The organism is Streptomyces sp. NBC_01485, assembly GCF_036227125.1.
Taxonomy (GTDB): domain Bacteria; phylum Actinomycetota; class Actinomycetes; order Streptomycetales; family Streptomycetaceae; genus Streptomyces.
This window is the reverse complement of sequence record NZ_CP109435.1, coordinates 2,435,363-2,461,353: the sequence shown is the minus strand read 5'-3', so window position 1 is coordinate 2,461,353 and position 25,991 is coordinate 2,435,363. Positions and strand designations below refer to the sequence as shown.

26 protein-coding genes are annotated in these 25,991 nt (G+C 71.5%); 18 read left to right on the top strand and 8 right to left on the bottom strand.

The window, feature by feature from the left end; genetic code table 11:
* Positions 1–29 precede the first annotated feature (29 nt).
* Both OG352_RS11370 and OG352_RS11365 read left to right on the top strand, forming a co-directional pair.
* On the top strand, positions 30–1,052 hold the full coding sequence (locus OG352_RS11370) for a C40 family peptidase (protein ID WP_329216470.1): 1,023 nt from the start codon (positions 30–32) through the stop codon (positions 1,050–1,052).
* Positions 1,053–1,091: 39 nt separating this feature from the next.
* Positions 1,092–2,315, top strand: coding sequence for a hypothetical protein (locus tag OG352_RS11365; protein ID WP_329216469.1), 1,224 nt, complete (start codon positions 1,092–1,094; stop codon positions 2,313–2,315).
* A gap of 32 nt (positions 2,316–2,347) precedes the next feature.
* Here the strand turns inward: OG352_RS11365 and OG352_RS11360 are convergent, their stop codons facing one another.
* Positions 2,348–2,719, bottom strand: coding sequence for a winged helix-turn-helix transcriptional regulator (locus tag OG352_RS11360; RefSeq protein ID WP_329216468.1), 372 nt, complete (start codon positions 2,717–2,719; stop codon positions 2,348–2,350).
* Positions 2,720–2,826: 107 nt separating this feature from the next.
* On the opposite strand from OG352_RS11360, the gene OG352_RS11355 reads away from it, so the two are divergent.
* The gene (locus tag OG352_RS11355; RefSeq protein ID WP_329223789.1) at positions 2,827–3,747 is read left to right on the top strand and encodes an NAD(P)-dependent oxidoreductase; all 921 of its coding nucleotides are present in this window, start codon (positions 2,827–2,829) and stop codon (positions 3,745–3,747) included.
* Positions 3,748–3,776: 29 nt separating this feature from the next.
* Here the strand turns inward: OG352_RS11355 and OG352_RS11350 are convergent, their stop codons facing one another.
* Positions 3,777–5,051: a glycosyltransferase family 87 protein gene (locus tag OG352_RS11350; protein WP_329216467.1), complete on the bottom strand. Its 1,275-nt coding sequence runs from the start codon at positions 5,049–5,051 to the stop codon at positions 3,777–3,779.
* Positions 5,052–5,136: 85 nt separating this feature from the next.
* Between OG352_RS11350 and OG352_RS11345 the strand changes: the two genes are divergently transcribed.
* Positions 5,137–6,279, top strand: a complete 1,143-nt coding sequence (locus OG352_RS11345) for a glycosyltransferase family 4 protein (RefSeq protein ID WP_329223788.1) — start codon at positions 5,137–5,139, stop codon at positions 6,277–6,279.
* A gap of 104 nt (positions 6,280–6,383) precedes the next feature.
* Entirely contained in the window at positions 6,384–7,970 is a 1,587-nt protein-coding gene (locus tag OG352_RS11340; RefSeq protein ID WP_329216465.1) for a GMC oxidoreductase, read from the top strand.
* A gap of 28 nt (positions 7,971–7,998) precedes the next feature.
* Here OG352_RS11340 and OG352_RS11335 read toward each other — a convergent pair whose 3' ends face one another.
* Complete coding sequence (locus OG352_RS11335) at positions 7,999–9,795, bottom strand: AMP-dependent synthetase/ligase (protein WP_329216463.1); 1,797 nt, start codon at positions 9,793–9,795, stop codon at positions 7,999–8,001.
* A 342-nt stretch (positions 9,796–10,137) separates the two neighbouring features.
* On the opposite strand from OG352_RS11335, the gene OG352_RS11330 reads away from it, so the two are divergent.
* The 6 genes from OG352_RS11330 to OG352_RS11305 all read left to right on the top strand — a co-directional run bounded on the left by OG352_RS11330 (position 10,138) and on the right by OG352_RS11305 (position 15,267).
* Entirely contained in the window at positions 10,138–10,893 is a 756-nt protein-coding gene (locus OG352_RS11330; protein WP_329216461.1) for a metallophosphoesterase family protein, read from the top strand.
* A 158-nt stretch (positions 10,894–11,051) separates the two neighbouring features.
* Positions 11,052–11,504: an SRPBCC family protein gene (locus tag OG352_RS11325; RefSeq protein ID WP_329216460.1), complete on the top strand. Its 453-nt coding sequence runs from the start codon at positions 11,052–11,054 to the stop codon at positions 11,502–11,504.
* A 53-nt stretch (positions 11,505–11,557) separates the two neighbouring features.
* Positions 11,558–12,724, top strand: coding sequence for an ArsA family ATPase (locus OG352_RS11320; RefSeq protein ID WP_329216458.1), 1,167 nt, complete (start codon positions 11,558–11,560; stop codon positions 12,722–12,724).
* A 105-nt stretch (positions 12,725–12,829) separates the two neighbouring features.
* A complete protein-coding gene (locus OG352_RS11315; protein WP_329216457.1) occupies positions 12,830–13,345 on the top strand; it encodes a DUF5304 domain-containing protein in 516 nt (171 codons plus the stop codon).
* Positions 13,346–13,412: 67 nt separating this feature from the next.
* Positions 13,413–14,366, top strand: a complete 954-nt coding sequence (locus tag OG352_RS11310) for an ROK family glucokinase (RefSeq protein WP_329216456.1) — start codon at positions 13,413–13,415, stop codon at positions 14,364–14,366.
* 124 nt (positions 14,367–14,490) lie between these two features.
* Positions 14,491–15,267 carry an endonuclease/exonuclease/phosphatase family protein gene (locus OG352_RS11305; protein ID WP_329216455.1) on the top strand — a complete coding sequence of 259 codons (777 nt, stop codon included), beginning with the start codon at positions 14,491–14,493 and terminating at the stop codon, positions 15,265–15,267.
* Here OG352_RS11305 and OG352_RS11300 read toward each other — a convergent pair.
* Together OG352_RS11300 and OG352_RS11295 are read right to left on the bottom strand one after the other, a co-directional pair.
* The gene (locus OG352_RS11300; RefSeq protein WP_329216454.1) at positions 15,264–15,944 is read right to left on the bottom strand and encodes a hypothetical protein; all 681 of its coding nucleotides are present in this window, start codon (positions 15,942–15,944) and stop codon (positions 15,264–15,266) included. The genes OG352_RS11305 and OG352_RS11300 overlap by 4 nt on opposite strands.
* Positions 15,937–16,743, bottom strand: coding sequence for an alpha/beta hydrolase (locus OG352_RS11295; RefSeq protein ID WP_329216452.1), 807 nt, complete (start codon positions 16,741–16,743; stop codon positions 15,937–15,939). Before OG352_RS11295 ends, OG352_RS11300 begins: the two co-directional genes overlap by 8 nt.
* A gap of 159 nt (positions 16,744–16,902) precedes the next feature.
* On the opposite strand from OG352_RS11295, the gene OG352_RS11290 reads away from it, so the two are divergent.
* From OG352_RS11290 to OG352_RS11275, 4 genes are read left to right on the top strand one after another with little or no spacing between them, the layout of a single operon-like run.
* Positions 16,903–17,730, top strand: a complete 828-nt coding sequence (locus tag OG352_RS11290; protein WP_329216450.1) for a lysophospholipid acyltransferase family protein — start codon at positions 16,903–16,905, stop codon at positions 17,728–17,730.
* Positions 17,731–17,770: 40 nt separating this feature from the next.
* Positions 17,771–19,003, top strand: coding sequence for a MacS family sensor histidine kinase (gene macS, locus OG352_RS11285; RefSeq protein ID WP_329216449.1), 1,233 nt, complete (start codon positions 17,771–17,773; stop codon positions 19,001–19,003).
* A complete protein-coding gene (locus tag OG352_RS11280; protein WP_329216447.1) occupies positions 19,000–19,680 on the top strand; it encodes a response regulator transcription factor in 681 nt (226 codons plus the stop codon). Before macS ends, OG352_RS11280 begins: the two co-directional genes overlap by 4 nt.
* 60 nt (positions 19,681–19,740) lie before the next feature.
* The gene (locus OG352_RS11275; protein ID WP_329216445.1) at positions 19,741–20,769 is read left to right on the top strand and encodes a 6-phosphofructokinase; all 1,029 of its coding nucleotides are present in this window, start codon (positions 19,741–19,743) and stop codon (positions 20,767–20,769) included.
* A gap of 16 nt (positions 20,770–20,785) precedes the next feature.
* Here OG352_RS11275 and OG352_RS11270 read toward each other — a convergent pair whose 3' ends face one another.
* Positions 20,786–22,639, bottom strand: coding sequence for an anthranilate synthase family protein (locus OG352_RS11270; RefSeq protein ID WP_329216443.1), 1,854 nt, complete (start codon positions 22,637–22,639; stop codon positions 20,786–20,788).
* A gap of 100 nt (positions 22,640–22,739) precedes the next feature.
* Positions 22,740–22,808 carry a trp operon leader peptide gene (locus tag OG352_RS39960; protein WP_443072476.1) on the bottom strand — a complete coding sequence of 23 codons (69 nt, stop codon included), beginning with the start codon at positions 22,806–22,808 and terminating at the stop codon, positions 22,740–22,742.
* Positions 22,809–22,904: 96 nt separating this feature from the next.
* On the opposite strand from OG352_RS39960, the gene OG352_RS11265 reads away from it, so the two are divergent.
* Complete coding sequence (locus OG352_RS11265) at positions 22,905–24,257, top strand: class II 3-deoxy-7-phosphoheptulonate synthase (RefSeq protein ID WP_329216442.1); 1,353 nt, start codon at positions 22,905–22,907, stop codon at positions 24,255–24,257.
* Between the two features lie 133 nt (positions 24,258–24,390).
* On the top strand, positions 24,391–24,630 hold the full coding sequence (locus tag OG352_RS11260) for a (2Fe-2S)-binding protein (protein WP_329216440.1): 240 nt from the start codon (positions 24,391–24,393) through the stop codon (positions 24,628–24,630).
* Between the two features lie 16 nt (positions 24,631–24,646).
* Here OG352_RS11260 and bfr read toward each other — a convergent pair whose 3' ends face one another.
* Positions 24,647–25,126, bottom strand: coding sequence for a bacterioferritin (gene bfr, locus OG352_RS11255; protein ID WP_329216439.1), 480 nt, complete (start codon positions 25,124–25,126; stop codon positions 24,647–24,649).
* Between the two features lie 187 nt (positions 25,127–25,313).
* Here bfr and OG352_RS11250 point away from each other — a divergent pair, with 187 nt between their 5' ends.
* Complete coding sequence (locus OG352_RS11250; RefSeq protein WP_329216438.1) at positions 25,314–25,946, top strand: sulfite oxidase-like oxidoreductase; 633 nt, start codon at positions 25,314–25,316, stop codon at positions 25,944–25,946.
* The last annotated feature ends 45 nt before the right edge of the window (positions 25,947–25,991 follow it).

Sequence of the window (25,991 nt, the reverse complement as noted above, 5' to 3'; positions counted from 1 at the left end):
GTCCGCCAGCGGAAGGAGCGCGGCTTCCCGTGGGGTCCCATCGCCGCCTTGCACAGTCCGGGTTCAACGGGGGCGCCTACAGCGCCCTGAGCGTGCTGTCCCTCGCGGCCGCCGCACTCGGCGCCGTCTCCGCCGTACCGGCCACGGCCGCGCCGCACGACGACACCCGCTCCGAGGTGGACCGTCTCTACGAAGAGGCCGAGAACGCCACCGAGGCCTACAACAAGGCCGACGAACGCGCCGGCACGCTGCGCGAGCAGGTCGGCGACGCCCAGGACCACATCGCCCGGCAGCAGGAGCGCATCAACGGCATGCGCGAGCGGCTCGGTTCGCTGGCCGGCGCCCAGTACCGGTCCGGCGGTCTCGACCCGTCCCTGGCGCTGCTGTTCTCCGACGACCCGGAGGACTACCTCGACAAGGCGTCCGTCCTGGACCGGATCACCGCCCGCCAGGCCGGTGAACTGAAGGAACTCCAGGGCGCCATGCGCGAGTTGACCCAGGAGCGCGCCGAGGCCGCCGGTCGGCTCGCCGAGCTGGAGAAGAGCCGCAAGGCCGTCGTGAGCCACAAGCGGACCGTGGAGCAGAAGCTCGCCAAGGCGCGGCGGTTGCTCAACTCCCTGCCGTCCGCCGAACGCGCCGACTACGACCGGGCCTCCCGTTCCGGCCGCGAGGACATGCCCGACCTCTCGGGCGTCGTCCCGGCGTCGGGCCGGGCGGGCGCCGCGCTGGCCGCGGCCCGCTCCGCGCTCGGCAAGCCGTACGTGTGGGGCGCCACCGGCCCCTCCGGCTTCGACTGTTCGGGCCTCATGCAGTGGTCGTACGCGCAGGCCGGCGTCTCCCTGCCGCGCACCTCGCAGGCCCAGGCGCACGCGGGCCGCCGGGTGCCGCTGTCCCAGGCCCAGCCCGGCGACATCGTCACCTACCGCTCCGACGCCAGCCATGTCGGCATGTACGTGGGCAACGGCCAGGTCATCCACGCCCCCTACCCGGGCGCGCCGGTGCGGTACGACCCGGTCGGGATGATGCCGGTGTCGTCCGTCACCAGGCCCTGACCGCAGCCCGTGCGGGGAGGTCCCCGTACGATCGGGTGGATGGCTGGTCGACGGCGGACGCGCGGCTCCGGGGTCCCGGGGCGCTGCCTGCTGCTCGTCCCGCTGCTCCTCTCCCTGCTGGTGTCCCTGGTCGGCTGCGGCGGCGGGCGCCCCGGGACGGACAGCGCGCGGGCCGACGTGCAGCGGGTGCTGGACCGGCGCGCCGCCGCGGTCCTCGGCCATGACGCGAGCGCCTACGCGGCCACCGGCACCGCGGCCGGGTACGCCGCCGTACGGGCCGTCCCGCTGGCGGCCTGGTCGTACCGCGTGACGGCCGTCCACCGGGACGGCGGCTCCGACTCCGCCACCGCCGACGCCGAGCTGAGCTACCGGGTCGACGGCTACGACAAGGCCCCGGTGACCACGGCCCGCGTCCTGGGCCTCGCCCGTGGCGGGGCCGGCCGGTGGTCGGTGACCTCCGAGAAGCCCGCGAAGAAGACCGGCGAGCAACTGTGGGACCAGGGCACGGTGAGCGCCGTCCGGGGCGCGCACAGTCTCGTGCTGGGGGTCGGCCAGTCCGGCGCACGGCTGCGGTCCTTCGCGGACCTGGCGGACGACGCCGTCCCGGCGGTGTCGGCGGCCTGGGGCACCGACTGGGCCGGGCATGTCGTCGTCCTCGTACCGAAGTCGCTGGAGGGCATGGCGGCGCTGCTCGGCTCGCCCGCCTCCTCCTACCGGGGGATCGCCGCGGTGACGACGGGCGAGACGGGCGGCGGGGCGAGGACGCCCGCGGACCGGGTCATCGTCAACCCCGACGCGTACGGCATGCTCGGGCGGGTCGGCCGGCAGGTGGTCCTCACCCACGAGACCACTCATGTCGCCACCCGCGCCCACACCAACGCCGCCACCCCGCTGTGGCTGTCCGAGGGCTACGCCGACTGGGTCGGCTACCGCGACACCGGCCGCACGCCCGCCGAGGCCGCCCCGGAACTCCAGCACGCCGTCACCGCCGGCGACGTCCCGGCGGCACTCCCCACCGACGCCGACTTCGGTTTCGCCGGCGACGCGAACCGGCTGGCCTCGGCGTACGAGGGCGGCTGGCTGGCCTGCCGGATGATCGCCGAACGCTGGGACGAGGCGAAGCTGGACGCGTTCTACCGGGCGGTGGGCGAGCACAGGGAACGGGCGGGGGCGGTCGAGGACGCGCTGACGAACGTCCTGGCCACGTCCCTGTCCCAGTTCACGACGGACTGGCAGCAGTACCTGCGGTCCCAACTCGCCTGAGCGAGCCGCTCGGTGGCCGGGATGCTCGGTGCTCAGCCGTGTGAGGTCTCGGCCACGTCGACCACTCCGAAGCCTTCGCGACGCGTCCGTTCACTGCCCCAGGCGCCGAGCGGCTCGAGAGCCTGGTTGAGCGTGTGCCCGTGCTCGGTCAGGGAGTACTCCACCCGTGGCGGCACCTGGGCGTAGACCTCCCGGTGCACGAGTCCGTCCTCCTCCATCTCACGCAGGTGCTGGGTCAGCATCTTCTCGCTCACTCCTGGCAGACCGCGACGGAGTTCGGCGAAGCGGCGTACGCCATGGGCGTCGAGTTCCCAGAGGATCAGTCCCTTCCACTTGCCGCTCACCACGTCGAGCGCGGCGTCGATGCCGCAGATGTAAGGCCCGTGCCTCGGCGCTTTGGCCATCATTGATCCCCTTACGAAAAGGTAAGTACCACACAAAAAAGTGGGTACTTCCGAGAGTAGTGGCGCTCTCCGAGGATGGAGGGGTGAACGAACAACTGAACGGACAACTGAACGAACATCAGAATGACCAACAGAACCCCGCCACCAGCCAGGACAGCGCCGTCACCGTGATCGGACTCGGGCCGATGGGGCAGGCGATGACCCGCACCCTCCTCACCGTCGGCCACCGGGTCACCGTCTGGAACCGCACGGCCGGTCGGGCCGACGGCGTCGTCGCCGACGGGGCGACGCTCGCGGCGACACCTGGCGAGGCGGTCGAAGCGAGTGACTTGGTGATCCTCAGCCTCACCGACTACCAGGCGATGTACGACATCCTCGGCGGCGCCACCGCGTCGCTCGCCGGCCGGACACTGGTCAACCTGAGTTCGGACACGCCCGACCGCACCCGCGAGGCGGCGACCTGGGCGGCGGGCCACGGCGCCGCCTTCCTCACCGGTGGTGTCATGGCCCCGGCGCCGATGGTCGGCACGGAGGCGGCCCATGTCTACTACAGCGGCCCCTACGACGTGATGGAGAACCACCGGGCGGTTCTGGCACCCCTCGGCACGCCCAAGCATCTGGGCGAGGATCCGGGCCTCGCCCAGATGATGTACCAAGCCCAGCTCGCGGTGTTCCTCACCAGCCTGTCCGCCCTGATGCACGCCACCGCGATGCTGGGCGCCGCAGGAATGAAGGCCACGGAAACAATGCCGGAGCTGCTCTCCTTCGCCGACTCGATCGGCGCCATCCTGAGGGCCGGAGAGGAAGCCCCCGGCACCGCGCTGGACGCCGGCCGGCATCCCGGCGACCTCAGCACGGTCACCATGATGGGCGCGACGTCCGACCACATCGTCGAGACCAGCACGTCACTCGGCCTCGACCTCGCTCTCCCCCTGGCCGTGCAGGCCCACTACCGGCGCGCGATCGAGAACGGACACGGCGGCGACAACTGGACCCGCATCATCGACAGCATCCGAGAGCCGCGCTGACCGAAGATGTGCCCTTGAGTTCCTCGGCCTCAGGAGGAGACGGCCCGCTCGTCGGCGAGGGCGGGCCGGTCGGGGAGTGGAGCGCGCGCCCCGGGCTCCGGCACCGTCGATCGCCACAGCCGCCGGGCCGCGGTCAGCGTCGCGGCCGCCAGAAGCCCGTTGCGGAGGAACAGGAGGGTGACGCCCAGGGGGGTGCTGGTGACGACGTCCTCGAACAGGATCGGGAACTCCAGGACCGTCACGAACGACGCGGCCAGGACCAGGGCGGCGGGCAGGGTCATGCGGGTGGCGCGGAAGCAGAGGCAGACCGCCGCGAGGCCGATCAGCCAGACCAGGTACTGGGGGCTGATGACCCGGCTGGTGACCGTGAACAGCAGGACCGCCGTGAACGCCGCGTCGGCGAGCATGTGCGGGGTGAAGCGGCGTGCCAGGAGCCGCCACAGCAGCAGCCAGCCGAACGCGACCGCGGTCAGCCCCAGGGACACATCGCTCACCACGTCCACGTACGGGCCGAGGAACTCCAGTGAGCCGTAGTTCATCAGAACCTCGCCCCGCCAGCCGAACTGGCGGGCCACATGGAGGGCGAGGGCGCCCAGCGACTCCACCTCCGTGCCCCGGTCGCGCTGGAAGGTGAGGAAGGCGAAGGCGCCCGGCATGGCGAGGGCGAAGAGCAGCGACAGGGCGGCGGCCGTCAGCGCCGCCGTGGTCCAGGCGCGGCGGCGTACCGCGCCCGCCAGGAGCAGCACCGGCCACACCTTCAGCAGCGCCGCCAGACCCGTCAGCGCCCCCATCACCCGGGGGTGCCGGGCGCCGGCGAGCAGCGCGGCGACCGCGACCGCCGTCACCATGACGTCGTAGCGGGAGTAGACGGTCGGGCCGAGCAGCGGGACGCCCGCCACCCAGGTCCACGCGCCGCGCAGGGACCGGCCGGGGCGCAGGCCCGTGTTCAGCAGCAGGACGAGGACGGCCAGGTCGGCCAGGAAGGCCAGGAGGAAGAAGGCCGACGCGTAGTCGAGGAACGGGAGCAGGGCGGGGGAGAGGATCGCCAGGGCTGCGGCGGGCGGGTACTGCCAGGTGACGTCGGCCTGCGGGAACGTTCCGGTGCGCAGCACCTCGTACCAGCCCTGGTAGATGACGGAGACGTCGGTGGTGACGTCCGGGCCGGGGAAGAGGAACACCTTGAAGACGAAGAGCAGCAGGATCAGCCGGGTCACGCCCCAGGTCGCCAGCAGTGGCGTCAGGGGTGCGGGCAGGGGCGAGGTCGAGGGCGAGGCCAGGGGCGGTCTCGGGGCCTTCGTCGTCATGGGGCCATGATCCCCCGGACAGCTGTGAAGCGCGGCCCGCGCGGCTGTGCGCGGCGTTTGGATAAGGTCGGCTGCGATGGCCGCTATGCACAAGACCCTGATCGTGACGAACGACTTCCCGCCCCGCCCGGGCGGCATCCAGGCGTTCCTGCACAACATGGCACTCCGCCTCGACCCCGACCGCCTCGTCGTCTACGCCTCCACCTGGAAGCGTTCCCGCGAGGGCGTCCGGGCGACGGCCGCGTTCGACGCCGAGCAGCCCTTCACCGTCGTACGGGACTCCACGACGATGCTGCTGCCGACGCCCCGGGTGACCCGGCGGGCCGTCGGGCTGCTGCGGGAGCACGGGTGCGCGTCGGTGTGGTTCGGGGCGGCCGCGCCGCTCGGGCTGATGGCGCCGGCGCTGCGCAGGGCGGGCGCCGAACGGCTGGTGGCGACGACGCACGGGCACGAGGCCGGGTGGGCGCAGTTGCCCGCCGCCCGGCAGCTCCTCGGCCGGATCGGCGAGGTCACGGACACCGTCACCTACCTCGGCGAGTACACCCGCTCGCGGATCGCGACCGCGCTGAGCGCCGAGGCGGCCGGCCGGATGGTGCAGTTGCCGCCGGGCGTCGACGAGAAGACCTTCCACCCGGGCTCGGGCGGCGAAGCGGTGCGCGCGCGGCTCGGGCTGACGGGCCGGCCGGTGGTGGTGTGCGTCTCGCGGCTGGTGCCGCGCAAGGGGCAGGACACGCTGATCCTGGCCATGCCCCGGATCCTGGCCGCCGAGCCGGACGCGGTCCTGCTGATCGTCGGGGGCGGCCCCTACGAGAAGGACCTGCGCAGGCTCGCCCACGAGCGCGGGGTGGCGGCCTCGGTGCGCTTCACCGGGGCCGTGGACTGGTCGGAGCTGCCCGCCCACTTCGGCGCCGGGGACGTCTTCGCGATGCCGTGCCGGACGCGCCGGGGCGGACTCGACGTCGAGGGCCTCGGCATCGTCTACCTGGAGGCGTCGGCGACCGGGCTGCCCGTGGTCGCCGGGGACTCGGGCGGCGCGCCGGACGCCGTCCTCGACGGGGAGACGGGGTGGGTCGTACGGGGCGGCGCCCCCGCCGACGTCGCCGAGCGGATCGCCGTCCTGCTGGGGGACGCCGAACTGCGCCGCCGGATGGGGGAGCGGGGGCGGCAGTGGGTCGAGGAGCGATGGCGCTGGGATCTCCTCGCCGAGCGGCTGAGAACATTGCTCTAGACTTTTCCGTTCGCGCTCTAGGCGGACGACGGATTTGCGCTGATGCTGCGCACATGACAGCCAAACTGACGCAGCATCACCTGACGAGACGTCAAATCCTTGGTATGGCCGCCCTCCAGACGGCGGCCACTCTCGGTTTCACCCGCGTGGGCCTGCAGTCCGCCCGCGCGGACGAGCCCGCCGCGGTCGAGTCCGCCCCCGCCGTCGTCGTCGGCTCCGGCTACGGCGCCGCCGTCGCCGCCCTGCGCCTCGGCCAGGCCGGCATCCGCACCCTCGTGATCGAGATGGGCCGGCTGTGGAACACGGCCGGCGCCGACGGCAAGGTCTTCTGCAACACCGCCGGCCCCGACTCCCGCTCCATGTGGTTCAAGACCCGCACCGAGGCGCCGCTGGCCACCTTCCTGTGGCTGGACGTCGTCAACAAGGACATCAACCTCTACCCGGGCGTCCTGGACCGCGTGCACTTCGCCGACATGTCCGTCTTCGTGGGGCGCGGGGTCGGGGGCGGCTCCCTGGTCAACGGCTCGATGGCGGTCACCCCGCTCCAGTCCTACTTCGCCGAGCAGTTCCCCACCGTCGACGCGACCGAGATGTACTCGACGTACTTCCCGCGCGCCCGCGCCATGCTCGGCGTCAACACCGTCGACCCCGCCTGGTTCGAGTCGACCGACTGGTACCGGTTCACCCGCGTCTCCCGCAAGCACGCGGCGAACACCGGCCTGAAGACCACCTTCGTGCCCAGCGTCTACGACTTCGGCTACATGCAGCGCGAGGCCGCCGGCACCGCCACCAAGTCGGCCCTCGGGCAGGAGGTCATCTACGGCAACAACCACGGCAAGAAGAGCCTCGACAAGACGTATCTGGCGTCGGCGCTCGGCACCGGCAACGTCACGATCCACACCATGGAGAAGGTGCGTGCCATCAGCCGTGCGAGCGACGGGAGTTACCTCCTCACCGCCGACCGCATCGACGACACCGGCGCGGTCGTCGAGACCAAGCAGTACGGCTGCACCTACCTCTTCCTCGGCGGCGGCAGCCTCGGCACCAGCGAACTCCTCGTCCGGGCACGGGACACGGGCACGCTGCCCGCGCTGGACGGGTCCGTCGGGGCGGGCTGGGGCACCAACGGGAACGTGATGCTCGGGCGCGCCAACCACCTGTGGGACACCGTCGGCGCCAACCAGTCGACCATGCCGGTCATGGGCATCGACGACTGGGCCAACACCGCCAACCCCGTCTTCGCGGAGATCGCCCCGCTGCCCACGGGACTCGAGCACTGGGTCAGCCTCTATCTGGCGATCACCAAGAACCCGCAGCGGGCCGCGTTCACGTACGACTCGGCGAGCGGGGGCGTCCAACTGGGCTGGAGCGCGGCCCAGAGCGCCGTCTCCGTCGCCATGGCGAAGAAGCTGTTCGACCGGATCAACGCGGCGAACTCCACCATCTACCGGTACGACCTCTTCGGCTCAGGCAACAAGGTCTTCGCCGACGACTTCACCTACCACCCGCTCGGCGGCTGCGTGTTGGGGAAGGCGACCGACAACTACGGCCGGGTGAAGGGGTATTCGAAGCTGTACGTCACCGACGGCTCACTGGTGCCCGGCAACATCGGCGTGAACCCGTTCGTCACCATCACCGCGCTCGCCGAACGCATCATGGCGCGGGTCCTCGTGGAGGACACCGCGCCATGACGGTTCGTCAAGAGACCTGAGAGGGCGGCTACTTGGAGTAGATCGCCTCGATCTCGCCCGCGTAGTCCTTCGCCACGACGTTGCGCTTGAGCTTCAGCGACGGCGTGAGATGGCCCGAGTCCTCCGTGAACTGGGAGGAGAGAATGCGGAACTTCCGCACCGATTCCGCCTTCGAGACCGCGGCGTTGCCGTCGTCGATCGCCGACTGGACGGCGGCCTGCAGGTCGGCGTCGTCGCGCAGCGACGCCGCGGTCGAGTCCGCCGGCTTGCCGTGGTCGGCGGCCCAACGACCCAGGAACTCCTCGTCGATGGTGACCAGCGCGCCCACGAACGGCCGCCCGTCGCCCACCACCATGCACTCCGCGACCAGCGCGTGCGCGCGGATCCGGTCCTCGATCACGGCCGGGGCGACGTTCTTGCCGCCCGCGGTGACGATGATCTCCTTCTTGCGGCCGGTGATCCGCAGATAGCCGTCCTCGTCGAGGGTGCCGATGTCACCGGTGTGGAACCAGCCGTCGGCCAGCGCCTCGGCGGTCGCCGCCGGGTTGTTCCAGTACTCCTTGAACAGGTGCTCGCCGTGCAGCAGCACCTCGCCGTCGTCCGCGATCCGCACCACCGAGCCCGGCAGCGGCTGGCCGACCGTGCCGATCTTCTGCCGGTCCCACGGGTTGAAGGCGGTGGCCGCGCAGGACTCCGTCAGGCCGTAGCCCTCCAGGACGGTGAAACCGATGCCGCGGAAGAAGTGACCCAGGCGCTCGCCCAGCGGGGCGCCGCCGGAGATCGCGTACTCGCCCTTGCCGCCGAGGACCCCGCGCAGCTTGCCGTAGACCAGCTTGTCGAACACCTTGTGCTTGATCTTCAGAGCGAGCGGCGGGCCCGCCGGAAGCTCCAGCGCCTTGCTGTACGCGATCGCGGTGTCCGCCGCCTTGTCGAAGATCGCGCCCTTGCCGTCCGCCTGCGCCTTGGCTCGCGCCGAGTTGTAGACCTTCTCGAAGACCCGCGGCACACCCAGGATCAGCGTCGGCCGGAAGGACGCCAGCTCGTCGGTGAGGTTCTTGATGTCCGGGACGGTGCCCAGCCTGATCGGCGCCATCATCGGCGCGATCTGCACCAGCCGGCCGAAGACGTGCGCCAGCGGCAGGAACAGCAGCACGCTGCACTCGCCCGTGCGGAACAGCGGCCGCAGCCGCTCCACGACGTTCCCGCACTCGGCGAAGAAGCTGCGGTGGGTGAGCACACAGCCCTTGGGCCGGCCGGTCGTGCCGGAGGTGTAGACGATGGTCGCCGGGTCGTCGGCCTTGGCCTGCGAGCCGCGCTCCTCGACGGCCTCGTCGGAGACGTCCCTGCCGAGCCGCCCGAGCTCCTCGACGCCCCCGGCCTCTATCTGCCAGACGTGCTTCAGCGTGGGCAGCGTGTCACGCACCGACTCGACGGCGGCGGCGTGGTTGTCCAGCTCGACGATCATGGCGGTGGCGCCCGAGTCGGAGAGGATCCACTGCACCTGCTCCGCCGAGCTGGTCTCGTACACCGGGACGGTGACCGCGCCCGCGCACCAGATCGCGAAGTCGAGCAGCGTCCACTCGTAGCGGGTGCGCGACATCAGGCCGACCCGGTCGCCGGGCTGGACACCGGAGGCGATGAGGCCCTTGGCGGCGGCCTGCACCTCGGCCAGGAAGGCCGTGGCCGTCACGTCCTGCCAGGCGCCGCCCACCTTGCGGGCGATGACGGCGACGTCGGGATGCTGCGCGGCGTTTCTGCGGACGATGTCGGTCAGGTTGCCGTCCGCAGGGACCTCGTACAAAGCCGGAAGGCTGAACTCGCGCAAGACTGCTGCTCCTCATAGGGCGCCGGCGCCACGACGTTGTGTGATGCGACGGTGCGGTCCAAGGCTCGGGCTGTGCTCAGGTGTCCCGGTGAGTGTTCGAAATCCTGAGCACGACTGGACTGCCCGGACGTTACCCGCCGGTATGGCCTCTTCGACAGGGGGGTCCGACGAGATGTTCGCTGCGTCACACAGATTGGTGTTTCCCGGGTGACAGTAGTCCACCGCTTTACTGACTGGCCAGTAACCGGTATCCGGGCGGCCACTGTTCACGTGTGCCGCACACGCTTACCCTTGATCGACATGGCACCCACACCGTCCGGTAACCACAGAACACGCATTCACGTGGTCAGCGACGTGCACGGCAACGCGCGCGACCTGGCCCGGGCCGGAGAAGGCGCGGACGCGCTGATCTGTCTGGGCGACCTGGTGCTGTTCCTCGACTACGCCGACCACTCCCGCGGCATCTTCCCCGACCTCTTCGGCGTGGCGAACGCCGACCTCATCGTCGGACTGCGCACCGCCCGCCGCTTCGAGGAGGCCCGCGAACTCGGCGCCCGGCTGTGGGGCGGCGTCGGCGGCGACCGGGCCGCACTGATCGAGCAGGCGGTCCGCAAGCAGTACGCCGAGCTGTTCCCGGCGTTCCCGACCCCGACGTACGCGACCTACGGCAACGTCGACATGCCGAAACTGTGGCCGGAGTTCGCCGGACCGGGCACGACCGTCCTCGACGGCGAGCGGGTGGAGATCGGCGGCCGGGTCTTCGGCTTCGTGGGCGGCGGCCTCAGGACGCCCATGCGCACCCCGTACGAGATCAGCGACGAGGAGTACGCGGCGAAGGTCGAGGCCGTCGGCGAGGTCGACGTGCTGTGCACCCACATCCCGCCCGAGGTGCCGGAACTCGTCTACGACACCGTGGCGCGCCGCTTCGAACGGGGCAGCCGCGCCCTGCTGGACGCCATCCGCCGCACCCGGCCCCGCTACTCGCTCTTCGGCCACGTCCACCAGCCGCTCGCCCCCCGGATGCGGATCGGGGCCACCGAATGCGTCAACGTCGGGCACTTCGCGGGCAGCGGCAAACCGTGGGCGCTGGAGTGGTGACGGGAGGGACGGGAGCGGCGACCTGACTCCGGGTGAAGGCGGCTGGTCGGGCGCGCGGTAGCCTTCACGCTGCACGCACGAAGACGCTTCCCGCACGAACACGCTGCACACACGCACCGGCCCGCACGTACCGGCCCGCATCTGGAGGAGCCACCGCGATGGCGGAACACACCAGCTCGAGCATCACGATCGAGGCGGCACCGGCCGACGTCATGGCGGTGATCGCCGACTTCGCCCGCTACCCGGACTGGACCGGAGAGGTGAAGCAGGCCGAGATCCTCGAGACGGACGGGCAGGGCCGCGCCGAGCAGGTCCGCCTGGTCATGGACGCCGGCGCCATCAAGGACGACCAGGTCCTCGGCTACACCTGGACCGGCGAGTACGAGGTGTCCTGGACGCTGGTGAAGTCCCAGATGCTGCGCCAGCTCGACGGCTCCTACCTCCTCAAGCCGGCCGGCGCGGGCGCGACCGAGGTCACCTACCAGCTCACGGTGGACGTCAAGATCCCCATGCTGGGCATGATCAAGCGCAAGGCGGAGAAGGTCATCATCGACCGCGCGCTCGCGGGCCTGAAGAAGCGCGTGGAGTCGGGGGATCCCGGGGAGAAGTAGGTCGGGGAGAAGTCGGTCAAGGCCCCACCCCTCCTCGGTTACGGTTCACCCTCATGCGCACCCTCCTGATCACCGGCCCCGGCGGCAGCGGCCGTACGACAGTCGCGGCCGCCACCGCGCACCACGCGGCCGCCGGAGGCACCCGCACCCTCGTGCTCAGCGCCGACCGCACCGACACCCTCGGCGCGGCACTCGGGACGCCCACCGGGGCGAGCCCCGTCAGGGTCACCCCGCACCTCACCGCCTGGCGCCCCGACGCGACGGCCGGCTTCCGGGACGACCTGACCGCCTTCCAGGACCGCGCCACCACCGTCCTCGACCTGCTCGGCGCCTCCCGGCTCGACCCGGAGGAGGTCACCCCCCTCCCCGGCGCCGAGGAGCTCACCCTCCTGCGCGCACTGCGGGACGCGGCCCTCTCCGAGACGCACGACCTCCTCGTCGTCGACCTGCCGCCCGTCGCACAGGCCCTCGCCCTGCTGGCCCTCCCCGAGGAACTGCGCCGCTACCTGCGCCGCCTGCTCCCGCCGGAACGGCAGGCCGCCCGCGCCCTGCGCCCCATGCTCGGCCGCCTCGCCGGCGTCCCGATGCCCGCCGAGTGGCTGTACGAGACGACCGCCCGCTGGGACCTGGAGCTGGCCGCCGTCGAGGCCGTCCTCGCCGACCGCGACACCGCCGTCCGCCTCGTCGCCGAGCCCGGACCGGCCGGCGCCGACGCCGTCCGCGAGGCCCGCCTCGGCCTCGCCCTGCGCGCCCTGCCCGTCGAGTCCCTCGTCGCCAACCGCGTCCTGCCGGAGACGGCCGCCGACGACGGATGGCTCGGCCGGCTCGTCACCCAGCAGCGCAAGGCCCTGGGGGAGTGGGGCGAGGCCGCGCGCCCCGTCTCCCACCTCGGGCACGACCCCCGCGGCGCCGACGACCTCGCCGCCCTCGCGGTGCCCGGCGTCAACCCGGACACCTCCCCGGTCGAGTGGCCCGTCGCCGACCGGCTCGCGCAGGACGGCGTGCTCGTCTGGCACCTGCCGCTGCCCGGCGCCCTGCGCGACGAGCTGGACCTCGTCCGCCGCGGCGACGAACTCGTCGTCACCGCCGGGCCGTTCCGCCGCATCGTCGCGCTGCCCTCCGTCCTGCGCCGCTGCACCGTCGACGGCGCCGCCCTGCGCGACGGCGAGCTGTGCGTGCGGTTCGCGCCCGATCCCGGGCTGTGGCCGCAGGCCCGATGACGCGGGCACGATGAACGCCGTACCGCCGTTCGGGTAACGTCGTAGAGACGAGCCGTGAGCGGGCGGCGTCCATCGGGACCCGCCTGGAGTCGTCAGGAGTCCGTCATGAGCGAAGAGCGCCCCACGCCCGACGCCGCCGGGGAGCCCGCCGGGACAGAGCCCGTCGACGAAGAGCCCCGCGTGAGCGATGCCGACGCCTGGGCCACCGCCACCGCCGAGGACCTGGCGGCGGAGAAGGCCCGCCGCCGCGACCGGCACGGCCCGCCCCCGGGCTCGGCCGCCGAGGAACTGCGCAGGTTCGTCGACGCGGTCGGCGAGAAACTGTCGTCGATCCAGTCCCCGCTGCTCGGGGCGGTCGCCGGGCCGGCCGCCCAGCAGGTGGTCCGCCAGGTCGTCCAGCAGGCGAAGGCCGCCGTGGATCCCGTCATCGAGCGCAACCCGGACGTCTTCGACCACCTCGCCGCCGCCGGCACCGAGCTCCTCGCCGCCTACCGCTCCGCCGTCCAGACCCAGGAACGACGCTGGACGACCGGGGCGGACGACCCGCGCGAGGACCCCCGTCGCCCGGGCCGCGACGGCGGCGACGACACCGGTCCCGGCCAGCGCATCGACCTGGACTGAGGCCCTCCCGCGGCAGGGCCTCGGGTACGGTTGGCCGTAGCGGGGCTCGACCGAAACTGAGGGATTCATGGGACTCACCATCGGCGTCGACATCGGCGGCACGAAGATCGCGGCCGGTGTGGTCGACGAGGAAGGCAACATCCTCTCGACCCACAAGGTGCCGACCCCGGGCACGCCCGAGGGCATCGTCGACGCCATCGTCTCCGCCGTCGAGGGCGCGCGCGCCGGGCACGAGATCGTCGGCGTGGGCATCGGCGCCGCCGGCTACGTCGACCGCCAGCGCTCCACGGTCTACTTCGCCCCCAACATCGACTGGCGCAACGAGCCGCTCCAGCAGAAGGTCGAGGCCCGCGTCGGCCTCCCGGTCGTCGTCGAGAACGACGCCAACGCCGCCGCCTGGGGCGAGTACAAGTTCGGCGCCGGCAAGGGCCACCGCAACGTCATCTGCATCACCCTCGGCACCGGCCTCGGCGGCGGCATCATCATCGGCAACAAGCTGCGCCGCGGCCACTTCGGCGTCGCCGCCGAGTTCGGCCACATCCGCATGGTGCCGGACGGCCTGCTGTGCGGCTGCGGCTCGCAGGGCTGCTGGGAGCAGTACGCCTCCGGCCGCGCCCTCGTGCGCTACGCCAAGCAGCGCGCCAAGGCCACCCCGGAGAACGCCGAACTCCTGCTCGGCCTGGGCGACGGCAGCCCCGAGGGCATCGAGGGCAAACACATCTCCATGGCCGCCCGCAAGGGCGACGCGGTCGCCGTCGACTCCTACCGCGAACTCGCCCGCTGGGCCGGCGCCGGCCTCGCCGACCTGGCCTCCCTCTTCGACCCGTCCGCCTTCATCGTCGGCGGCGGCCTCTCCGACGAGGGCGAACTGGTCCTGGACCCGATCCGCAAGTCCTACAAACGCTGGCTGGTCGGCGGCAACTGGCGCCCGGTCGCCGAGGTGATCGCCGCCCAACTGGGCAACGAGGCAGGCTTGGTGGGCGCGGCGGACCTGGCGAGGGAACCCGACCCCATCATGTAGGGCCCCTCAGGGGCGCGGGGCTGTATCGACATGCGGCTCCGCCGCGTGGGCGCGACAAGCCACAACGAACCGGCACTCGCGCACAATCCTCGCGCCCCACCCCAATAGGCGTAAATTGATCACCATGCCGCCGCTCCCCAACTCCCGCACCGAGTCCGACGGTTCGGCCGTCATCCGGGTCCTGAGCTACAACATCCGCTCCCTGCGGGACGACACCGACGCCCTCGCCCGCGTCATCACCGCCTGCGCCCCCGACCTGGTCCTCCTCCAGGAATCCCCCCTCTTCTTCCGCTGGCGCAAGAAACTGGCCCGCCTGGCCGCGGCCACCGGCCAGGTGATCCTCACCGGCGGCGGAACAGCGGCCGGCCCCGCGATCCTCTGCTCGCTGAGGGCGACCGTCGAACGCACCGAGGACGTCCTCCTGCCCCTCACCCGCGGCGAGTTCCGCCGCGGGCTGGCCACCGCCGTCGTCCGCTTCGCGGGCGCCCGCCTGGGCGTCGTCAGTTGCCACCTCAGCCTCGACCGCGACGAGCGCCACGACCAGGGCGGCCTGCTCCTCGACCGGCTCGCCGGGATGGGCGTGGAGCACGCGGTCGTGGGCGGCGACATCAACGAGAGACCACAGGGCCGCACCTTCGCCCGCCTGGCAGCCGGTCTCCAGGACTGCCGCACGGCCGCACCCTGGGGCGCCGAGCACACGTTCCCGTCCACCGGGCCGGACCGCCGTATCGACGGAATCTTCGCGACGAGGGACGTACGCGTACTGGGCTGCGGCGTGCCGAACGAGCTCCCGGGAGTCACCGGGAGCGACTTGAGGGCGGCCACGGACCACCTCCCGGTGCTGGCCGCCCTCAGAATCCCTGTCGGCCAGATCCCTGTCGGCCAGATCCCTGTCGGCTAGACGACCGCTCCCCGCCCCGGCCCCTCTTCGTCCTCGTCGTCCGGCCGCATCCGCGCCACCAGCGTGGCGAACCCGCCGAGGAAGCCGCCGATGCAGACGGTCGACAGCCACCACGTCATCTCCCAGCCCAGCAGCACCGCGAGCAGCAGCAGCACCGGCCCGCCGATCACCCCGAGCCAGGCGAACTTGGCCGTGGTGTCGGCGGCGGGCAGCGGCGGCGGCTCCGGCGGGACGAAGTGGCCCTCGTCGTCCTCGTCGAAGTCCTCCTCCACGGGCTCGGGAGCCGCGTAGTCGCGCGGGCCGACGCCCGGCGCGAAGGCGATCGAGCTGCCCAGCGGCTTGGCCGGTTTCTTCTCCTCGTCGGGGTCCTTCTCGGGCTCTTTGCCGGATTCCGCCCCGGATTCCGCCACCGAGTCCGCCCCGGACTCCTCGCCGTTCGTCCCGACCTCGAGGAGCGCCAGGTCCTCGACCGACTTGAACGGCTTCGCGCCCGGCGGGTCCACCGGCTCCTCGCCGTACCCCGCGACGATCGCCGCCCACGCGGCGGCCTCGTCGAAGGGCACGCTCTGCTCCTCCGGCTCGCGGCCCGTACGGGCATCCGGGCCGTCCAGGCCGTCCCGGCCTTCCCGCTCGTCCCGGTTCTCCCGGTCCTCGCGGTCGGAGTCGTGCTCAGCCACCTACGGCCGTCCCTTCCTTGCCGACACTGGGCGCGATCCGGGCGATGAACGCGTAGCTCTCCTCGAAGATCCGGTCCGCATCGTGGTCCAACGTTGCCACGTGGTAGCTCTGTTCCAGCAGGATCTCGGTCACGTCCGTCGACGACACCCGGCTGAGGACCCGGGCCGAGTCGGCCGGCGGTACGACGTGGTCGTGCACGCTGCGCAGGAGCAGCAGCGGCTGGGTGACCTGCGGCAGCTCGGCGTCGACCAGCCGCAGGAAGGTCCGCAGGGAGTGCGCCGAGTGCAGCGGCACCCGGTCGTACCCGGTCTCCGAGACGCCGTCCTTCGCGATGTCGCTCGCGATCCCCTTCGTCGTCCGGACGAGATGGCGGGCCACCGGAAGGGCGTACGCGGACAGCCCGTGCACCTTGTTCGCCGGGTTGACGACGATGACGCCCTCGACCCCGCCCAGGCCCGCCGCCCCGCCTCCGCCCTCGCCGTGCTTCGCGGCCAGCCGCAGGGCCAGCGCGCCGCCCATCGACAGACCGGCCACGAACACGCGCGCGCAACGGCCGCGCAGGGCGCACAACTCGCGGTCCACCTCCGCGTACCAGTCCTGCCAGCCGGTGAGCGCCATGTCCTCCCAGCGCGTGCCGTGCCCCGGCAGCAGGGGCAGCGAGACGGTCAGACCCTGCCCGGCCAGATGGCGCGCCCAGGGCCGCAGCGACTGCGGGGAACCGGTGAAGCCGTGACACAGGAGGACCCCGACCTCCCCGCCCTCATGGCGGTACGGCTCGGCTCCAGGAAGGACCGGCAACTTCGGTCTCCTGTTCTTCGTCTGTTCTTCGTGGGAGGGACGTGTGCTTCACCGTACGCGACCCCACTGACACCGACCAGGGTCGTCGGAGCCATTGCCGACACTCCGGGATAAGGTCTGATGACACACACAGGAGGCACTCGCTTGTTGTACGGCGCGATGAAGGTCGCTATCGGGGGACCGCTGAAGGTCACCTTCAGACCCTGGGTGGAAGGCCTCGAGCACATCCCCGCCGAGGGCCCCGCGATCCTGGCGAGCAACCACCTGTCGTTCTCCGACTCGTTCTTCCTGCCCGCGATCCTCGACCGCAAGGTCACCTTCATCGCGAAGGCCGAGTACTTCACCACGCCCGGCGTGAAGGGCCGGCTGACGGCGGCCTTCTTCAAGGGCGTCGGCCAGCTCCCCGTGGACCGCTCGGGCGCGCGCGGCGCCGGCGAGGCCGCCGTCAAGAGCGGCATGGACGTGCTGGAGCGCGGCGAACTGTTCGGCATCTACCCGGAGGGCACCCGCTCGCCCGACGGCCGCCTCTACCGCGGCAAACCGGGCGGCCTCGCCCGCGTGGCGCTCGCCACCGGCGCGCCCGTGATACCGGTCGCCATGATCGACACGGAGAAGATCCAGCCCCCGGGACAGGTCATGCCGAAGCTCATGCGGCCCGGCATCCGCATCGGCAAGCCGCTGGACTTCAGCCGCTACCACGGCATGGACCACGACCGCTTCGTCCTGCGCGCGGTGACCGACGAGGTCATGTACGAGATCATGAAGCTCTCCGGCCAGGAGTACGTCGACATCTACGCGACCGCCGCCAAGCGGCAGATCGCGGACGCGGCGAAGGCCGACAGGGAAGCGGAGAAGGCCGCCAAGGCGGTGCTCGCGCAGGCCGAGAAGGACCAGGCCAAGAAGGAAAAAGAAGAAGCGGAAGCAGCGGCAGAAGAAGAAACAGAAGAAGCAGAAACAGAAGAAGCAGAAGGAAGAGAAGCCCAGTAGTCGGCGCTTCGGGGGCGGGGCGGGCGGGGGGACCGGACGGATGGCCAGGCGCGAGAGAGTCATGAGGATGTCGGTCGAGCTGCCGCTGTGGCGCGCGCTCGCCGGCTACCGGGTGCTGACGATGCTGTACGCGGTCGGCCTGTTCGCCGCCGTCTACGAGAACTTCGACCGGCCCGGCATCGCCATCGCCTACTTCGCCGTCCTCTTCGTCTGGACGCTCGCCACCCTGCCCCGGGTGCAGAACGCGGCGGCCTGCACGAAACGATTCCTCGCCGTCGACCTCGCCGTCGCGCTCACCGGCATCGTCCTGACCCCGCTGGTCGTAAACGACGGGTTCATCGACCACGGCGGACCCACGCTGCCGTCGATATGGACGGCCGGGTCGGTCCTCGCGTTCGCCATCAAGGGCGGCTGGCGCTGGGCCGCGTTCGCCTCCACGCCCGTCGCCGTCGCCAACCTGATCGAGCGCGGCCACCCGGCCCGCGACACCGTGCACAACGTGATCCTCGTCTGGGTCGCCTCCATCGCCATCGGCTACGTCGTCGAGGTCGCCCGCGCCTCCGAGCGCACCCTCGCCCGCGCCCTGGAGATCGAGGCCGCCACCAGGGAACGGGAGCGCCTCGCCCGGGACATCCACGACGGCGTGCTCCAGGTGCTGGCCATGGTGCAGCGGCGCGGCGCGGTCCTGGGCGGCGAGGCGGGCGAGCTTGGCCGGATGGCCGGCGAACAGGAGGTCGCGCTGCGCACCCTGGTCTCCGGCGGGCTCGTACCGGTCTCCCGGGTGTCGGAGGACGAGGCCGAGGGGGCCGTCGTACGCGTCGTGGACGAGGACACCGGGGACGACTCGGACGCTCCCGTCGACCTGCGCGCGCTGCTCGCCCCCTTCGCCGCCGCCCGCGTCAACCTCGCCGAGCCCGGCGCCCCGGTGCTGCTGCCCGCGCCCGCCGCGAGGGAGCTGGCCGCCGCCGTCGGGGCCGCCCTGGACAACGTACGCAGGCACGCCGGTCCGGACGCCCGGGCCTGGATCCTGGTCGAGGACGAGCCGGACGAGGTGATCGTCACCGTCCGGGACGACGGGCCCGGCATCCCGGAGGGGCGGCTCGCGCAGGCCGAGGGCGAGGGGCGGCTCGGGGTCGCCCAGTCGATCCGGGGCCGGCTGCGCGACCTCGGCGGCAGCGCCGAGCTGATCTCGACACCGGGCCAGGGCACGGAGGTCGAACTGACGGTGCCGAAGGAGCAGAACGTGCGACGGGGGAAGGCGGGACAGCGATGAGCAGGCAGCAGGATCCGATCAAGGTCATGGTGGTCGACGACCACCCCATGTGGCGCGACGCGGTCGCCCGGGACCTGGCCGAGGCCGGCCTCGACGTCGTCGCCACCGCCGGCGACGGCGAGCAGGCCGTACGCCGCGCCAAGGCCACCACGCCCGACGTACTGGTGCTCGACCTGAACCTGCCCGCGAAGCCGGGCGTCCAGGTGTGCAAGGAGGTCGTCGCCGCCGATCCCGCCCTGCGGGTCCTCGTGCTGTCGGCGAGCGGTGAGCACGCCGACGTGCTGGAGGCGGTGAAGTCCGGTGCGACCGGCTACCTGCTGAAGTCGGCGTCCACGGACGAGCTGTTGGACGCGGTGCGCCGCACGGCCGTCGGCGACCCGGTGTTCACCCCGGGCCTGGCCGGACTGGTCCTCGGCGAGTACCGCCGGCTCGCCTCCGACCCCGGCCCCGCCACCGGCGGCGGCGACGCGTCCGACGCGCCCCGGCTGACCGACCGCGAGACCGAGGTGCTGCGGCTGGTCGCCAAGGGCCTGAGCTACAAGCAGATCGCCGAACGCCTCGTCATCTCCCACCGCACGGTCCAGAACCACGTCCAGAACACCCTCGGCAAGCTGCAACTGCACAACAGGGTGGAACTCGTCCGGTACGCCATCGAACGAGGCCTCGACGACGAGTGAGGCGCGCGCGACACTGACACTGCGTCAGGCAGCCACGGCTCACGGCGAAGGGACTCGTCCATGCGCGTCGGAGTACTGACCGGTGGCGGGGACTGCCCCGGCCTCAACGCCGTCATCCGGGCCGTCGTCCGCAAGGGCGTCCAGGAGTACGGCCATGAGTTCACCGGGTTCCGGGACGGCTGGCGGGGTCTCCTGGACGGCAGGTCGGTCCCCCTCGACATTCCCGCCGTGCGCGGCATCCTGCCCCGGGGCGGCACCATCCTCGGCTCCTCGCGGACCAACCCGCTCAAGGAGGAGGACGGCGTCGCCCGCATCAGGGAGACCCTGGCCGCGCAGCGCATCGAGGCGCTGATCACGATCGGCGGCGAGGACACCCTCGGCGTCGCCGCCCGGCTCTCCGACGACCACGAGATCCCCTGCGTCGGCGTCCCGAAGACCATCGACAACGACCTCTCCGCCACCGACTACACCTTCGGCTTCGACACCGCCGTCGGCATCGCCACCGAGGCCATCGACCGCCTGCACACCACCGCCGAGTCCCATATGCGGGTCCTGGTCGTCGAGGTGATGGGCCGGCACGCCGGCTGGATCGCCCTGCACTCGGGCCTGGCCGGCGGCGCCAACGTCATCCTCATCCCCGAGCAGCGCTTCGACGTCGACCAGGTCTGCGCCTGGGTGACCTCCCGCTTCCGCTCCTCCTACGCGCCGATCGTGGTCGTCGCCGAGGGCGCGATGCCGAAGGACGGCGAGGCGGTCCTGAAGGACGGCTCGCTGGACTCCTTCGGACACGTCCGGCTGTCCGGCGTCGGCGAGTGGCTCGCCAAGGAGATCGAGCGCCGGACGGGGAAGGAGGCCCGTACGACGGTCCTCGGCCACGTCCAGCGCGGCGGCACCCCGAGCGCCTTCGACCGCTGGCTCGCCACCCGCTTCGGCCTGCACGCGATCGACGCCGTCCACGAGGGCGACTTCGGCACGATGGTCGCCCTGCGCGGCACGGACATAGTCCGTGTACCGATCGCCCAGGCAACGGCCCGCCTGAAGACCGTGAACCCGGAACTGTACGCGGAGGTGGGGGTGTTCTTCGGCTAGCCGGCGAGCGAGCCGGCTAACCGACGGGCCGCAGCGCCCCCAGCAACTCCCGCACGATCACCGCCCCGTTCAACGTCAGCACCGACTCCGGATGGAACTGGACGCCCGCGAACCCGGGCCCCCGCACCGCGTGCACCTCCCCGTTCGCGGCGCGGCTCACCTCCACCCCGTGCGCGGCCAGCTCCCGCAGGGCCTCGTCGTCGCAGTGCGCCACGAAGCTGTTGTAGAACCCGACGGTCTCCTCCCGCCCGAACAGCTCCACCGCCGTCTGCGCCCCCTGATACGGCACCTCCTTCCGTACGATGCCCAGGCCCAGTTCCGCCGCGATCAGCTCGTGCCCGAGGCAGACCCCGAGGACGCCGTACCGGTGCTCCCGCAGGACCAGCGCGGTCAGCTCCCGCAGGAACCGCATCTTCGGGTCGTTCGGGTCGGACGGGTCACCGGGCCCGGGGCCCAGCACGACCGGCCCCTCGTGCCCGAGCACCTCCTCCCGCAGCCCGGGTTGGTCGTACCGCCGCACGCTCACCTCCAGCCCGCTCGACCGCAGCACGTGCGCGAGCATCGCCGTGAAGGTGTCCTCGCCGTCGACGACGAGCGCGTGCCCGGCCAGTTCCGCCGTCCGCTCCTGCATCCGCAGCCAGAACGGCGCCAGCGAGGCCCGGCGCCCGTCCAGCGCGGCCCGCACCCGGGGGTCGTCGGCCAGCCGCGGGCGCGTGCGCTCCTGGCTGGGCCTGCCCGGCCGTACGCCGAGAGCCGCCAGGACGCCCGCCGCCTTCGCGTGCGTCTCCGCGACCTCGCCCGCCGGGTCCGAGCCCCGCACCAGCGTGGCGCCGACCGGCACCCGCAGCCGCCCGGCCGCGTCGATGTCGGCGGTGCGGATGAGGATGGGGGAGTCGAGGGTCTGCGCGCCGCCGGAGTCCCGGCCGAGCAGCGCCAGCGCCCCCGCGTAGTAGCCGCGCCCGCCGGTCTCGTGCCGCTCGATGACCCGGCAGGCGTTCTGCACCGGCGACCCGGTGACGGTCGCCGCGAACATCGTCTCCTTCAGGACCTCCCGCACGTCCAGCGAGGACTTCCCGCGCAGTTCGTACTCGGTGTGCGCGAGATGCGCCATCTCCTTCAGCCGGGGGCCGACCACCACCCCGCCCATGTCGCCGACGGTGCACATCATCTTGAGCTCCTCGTCGACGACCATCGACAGCTCCTCGATCTCCTTGCCGTCGGCGAGGAAGTCCAGCAGGTGCCCGGGCGTCGGCCCCTCCGCCGGATACCGGTACGTCCCGCTGATCGGGTTCATGACGACCGTGCCGCCCGACATGCGGACATGCGCCTCGGGACTGGCCCCGACCAGCGTCCGGTCCCCGGTGTGCACGACGAACGTCCAGTACGCGCCCCGCTCGCCCACCAGAAGCCGCCGGAACAGCGCGAGCGCGTCGGCCCGGCCGAATCCGTCGATCTCACCCTCGTAGGTCCGCCGGATCACGAAGTTCGCGCCCGCGCCCCGCCCGATCTCGTCCCGCAGCACCCGCCCGACGATCTCCGCGTACTCCTCGTCGCCCACGTCGAAGCCGCCGCCCGCGACCTGGACGTCGTGCGCGGGGAGCTGCGCGAGGGCGTCGGCGAGCGGGATCTCGTGGCGCTCCTCGGGGACGAGGAAGGCCAGCGGCGTGCCGTCGTCGCGGACGTCGAAGCCCCGCTCGTGGATCTGCCGGAACGGGACGAGCGCCAGGCCCTCGTCGGGGAGGTCGGCGAGACGGTCGTAGGTGCCGACCGGGCCGATCACGACCTCGATCAGGTCGTGGTCGTGGCCCGGGGCGCGACGGCACAGCAGGGCGAAGGGACGGTCGTCGTGCGGCAGCTGTGTCAGGTCCATGGTTCCTCTTCCGTCGGTGAGCGGTGAGGAACGGCCCGGTGCTGGAAACACGGAAGGCCGCCCCTCGGGGCGGCCTTCGCGAAGTCTTGCGTACGCGCAGTCAGTGGGCCGCCGGATGAGCGGTCCACCACCAGTTCTGGGTCGGGTCCTGGGTCGAAGGCGCGAACATGAGCCGCACCCTATCCCACACGCATCTGAGCGGGTGGGCGTCTCACCTGTCGAGCCGTGCGAAAACGACTCGACACGACCCCGTAATGTTGACTCCGTGACCGTGAACGCTAAGACCAGCGCGAGCGCTGGCAACACCTGGCGAGACCTGCCCGCGGCGCAGCAGCCCGAGTACCCCGACACCGAGGCTCTGCGCGCAGTGATCGCGGACCTCGAGTCGTATCCGCCGCTCGTCTTCGCGGGCGAGTGCGATCAGCTGCGCGCCCGGATGGCGGCCGTCGCCAAGGGAGAGGCGTTCCTCCTCCAGGGCGGCGACTGCGCGGAGGCCTTCGACGCGGTGTCCGCCGACCACATCCGCAACAAGCTCAAGACCCTCCTCCAGATGGGCGCCGTGCTCACGTACGCCGCGTCCGTGCCGGTCGTCAAGGTCGGCCGGATCGCCGGTCAGTACTCCAAGCCGCGCTCCAAGGGCACCGAGACCCGTGACGGTGTGACGCTGCCGACGTACCGGGGCGACTCGGTCAACGGCTTCGCCTTCGACGAGGCGTCCCGCATCCCGGACCCCGAGCGCCTGAAGCGGATGTACAACGCGTCCGCCTCCACGCTCAACCTGGTGCGCGCCTTCGCCACCGGCGGCTACGCCGACCTGCGCCAGGTGCACGCCTGGAACCAGGACTTCGTGAAGTCGTCCCCCTCCGGCCAGCGCTACGAGCAGCTCGCCCGCGAGATCGACCAGGCGCTGCACTTCATGCACGCCTGCGGGGTCGACCCGGAGGAGTTCAAGACCGTCGAGTTCTACTCCTCGCACGAGGCGCTGCTGCTCGACTACGAGTCCGCCCTGACCCGGGTCGACTCCCGCACCGGGAAGCTGTACGACGTCTCGGCGCACATGGTGTGGATCGGTGAGCGCACCCGGCAGCTGGACCACGCGCACATCGAGTTCGCCTCGAAGATCCGCAACCCCGTCGGCATCAAGCTCGGCCCGACGACCACGGCCGAGGAGGCGCTGCAGTACATCGAGCGCCTCGACCCCGACCGGGAGCCCGGCCGGCTGACCTTCATCGTCCGCATGGGCGCCGACAAGGTCCGCGACAAGCTGCCCGAGCTGGTCGAGAAGGTCACCGCCTCGGGCGCGACCGTCGCCTGGATCACCGACCCGATGCACGGCAACACCTACGAGGCGGCCTCCGGTCACAAGACCCGCCGCTTCGACGACGTGCTCGACGAGGTCAAGGGCTTCTTCGAGGTCCACAAGGCCCTCGGCACCCACCCGGGCGGCATCCACGTCGAGCTGACCGGTGACGACGTCACCGAGTGCGTGGGCGGCGGCGACGAGATCTTCGTCGACGACCTCCACCAGCGCTACGAGACGGCCTGCGACCCGCGCCTGAACCGCAGCCAGTCGCTCGACCTGGCGTTCCTCGTCGCGGAGATGTACCGCGACCAGTAGTCGCCTGATAGTCACCTGGACATGGAGTGGGGCGCGGATCACATACGATCCGCGCCCCACTCCACTTTTGCGACCTCCGAGCGCCGGGTAAGGTTAGGTTAGCCTTATTGATCTCGGCAGGAGGTGAATCCGCGTGTACGTCTGCAGTTGCTTCGGTGTGACCGAGGCGCAGGTCCGGCGGCATGCGGACGACGGAGCCTGCACGCCCCGCCAGATCGCCTCCGCCTGCAAGGCCGGCACCGACTGCGGCTCGTGCGTCCGCCGGATCCAGGCGATCCTCGGCCGGGGCGCCTGCCCGAGCCGGGACCTGGCCGACCGCGGCGAGCCGGCCTTCGCTGAGCCGGCCTTCGCCGAGCTCGAGGAAGCCGCGTAGCCGTTTCGCGGGTGGCCTAGCTCTCCGGCTGCTCGATGAGCTGCGCGAGGTAGAGCGCCTCGCCGAGCTTCTCCACCAGTTCCAGCTGGGTGTCGAGGTAGTCGATGTGGTGCTCCTCGTCCTCGAGGATCGACTCGAAGATGTTCGCGGACGTGACGTCGCCCTTCTCGCGCATCACCTTGATGCCGCGCTTCAGGCGGTCGATCGCCTCGACCTCGACCTGCCGGTCGGCCTCGAACATCTCCTTGACGGTCTGTCCCACGCGCACGTGGAAGAGCCGCTGGTAGTTCGGCAGCCCGTCCAGGAAGAGGATCCGGTCGGTGAGCACCTCCGCGTGCTTCATCTCGTCGAACGACTCGTGGCGCGTGTACTTCGCGAGCTTCGTCCAGCCGAAGTTCTCCTGCATCTTGGCGTGGAGGAAGTACTGGTTGATCGCGGTGAGCTCACCGGTGAGCTGCTCGTTGAGGAACTCGATGACCTCGGGGTCGCCCTGCATCGCAGAGGCTCCTTCCACGTCGGGGATCGGGGGAGGTTGCCGCCGCATGATTGCACCGGCGCCGAAGATCGTCCAGTAAGTGCGTACTTAGTAAGTTAGTGCATGCTTAGTAGCAGTTGCCCGATTCGGGATATGGCCGGTCATGGCCGGTCATGTGCACCGTCCGGGGTCTGTCAGGATGGGAGCCATGGGTCGTCCGGTGGAGTACGCGTCTGGGGAAGAAGCGGTGTCCGAGCTTCCGCCGGGGCAGCGACTGCAACGGGGCTGGCCGGTCACGCACTACGGTCCGGTGCCCAGGTTCCGGCCGGAGCGCTGGGAGTTCAGGGTCTTCGGCGCCACCGCCGACGGCGAGAAGAGCTGCTGGAACCACGAGGAGTTCACGGCCCTTCCGTACACGTCGGTCATGGCCGATCTGCACTGCGTGACGAAGTTCAGCATGCTCGGCGCCGAGTGGGGCGGGATCCAGGCCCGGACCATCCTGGAGTTCGCGCCGCCCGCGGCGAACGTCACCCATGTGATGGTGTGGGCCGAGTACGGGTTCAGCTCCAACCTGCGCCTGTCCGACTTCGCCGCCGAGCGCACGATCTTCGCCACCCACAAGGACGGCGAACTCCTCACCGCCGAACACGGCTTCCCGCTCCGCCTGGTCGTCCCCCACCTCTACGCCTGGAAGGGCCCCAAGTGGGTGCGCGGCGTCGAGTACATGACCGCCGACCGCCGAGGCTTCTGGGAGGAACGCGGCTACCACAACGTCGGCGACCCCTGGAAGGAACAGCGTTACTCCTACCAGGAGGTCCCGGGGGACGGGCCGGAACTCTGACCTGCGGGACCGCGGATGCCGGTAGGGTCGGTGCCGGATACTGCG